We start from the raw sequence: 552 nt of genomic DNA, 5'->3' as shown, positions 1-552 counted from the left end.
CGATTCCAATTTCGGCCTGCAATGGCACATTGTCGCAATGTACGGCCCGAGTTTCGTCACGGGCTCGTTGATCGCGCGCTTCGGTGCGCCGGCCATCGTCGCGGTCGGTCTCGCTTGCGAGGCGGTCGCCGCCATGATCGGGCTCTCGGGCCTCACCGCGATGCATTTCTGGACGACGCTGGTGATGCTGGGGCTCGGCTGGAATTTCGGCTTCGTCGGCGCCTCCGCGCTGGTGCTGGAGACGCACACCTCCTCCGAGCGCAACAAGGTGCAGGCCTTCAACGATTTCCTGATCTTCGGCCTGATGACGCTGGGCTCATTCTCGTCGGGGCAATTGCTCGCCAATTTCGGCTGGTCGGCGGTGAACCTCGTGGTGTTCCCGCCGGTGCTGCTGGGCCTTTGCGTGCTGGCGCTGGTGTGGTCGTCGAAGCGGCGCGCGCAGCTCGACGTCGTGGATGCGCCGGAGCGGGCGTAGCTAGGTCGTTTTTTACGTAGCTTGTTGGGGTCTAATCAGGCCAGCCACAGCACCGGTGTACCCTCTCCCCTTGTGGG

1 protein-coding gene is annotated in these 552 nt (G+C 64.1%); it reads left to right on the top strand.

The genetic code is table 11. From position 1 onward, the window contains the following. On the top strand, positions 1-475 hold a 475-nt coding region (locus tag BRAS3843_RS17635; protein ID WP_035982016.1), incomplete at its 5' end, for an MFS transporter. Positions 476-552 lie beyond the last annotated feature (77 nt).

Source organism: Bradyrhizobium sp. STM 3843 (assembly GCF_000239815.1).
GTDB lineage: Bacteria > Pseudomonadota > Alphaproteobacteria > Rhizobiales > Xanthobacteraceae > Bradyrhizobium.
Note: the sequence above shows the minus strand (reverse complement) of the source record. Positions and strands in the feature narration are given on the sequence as shown.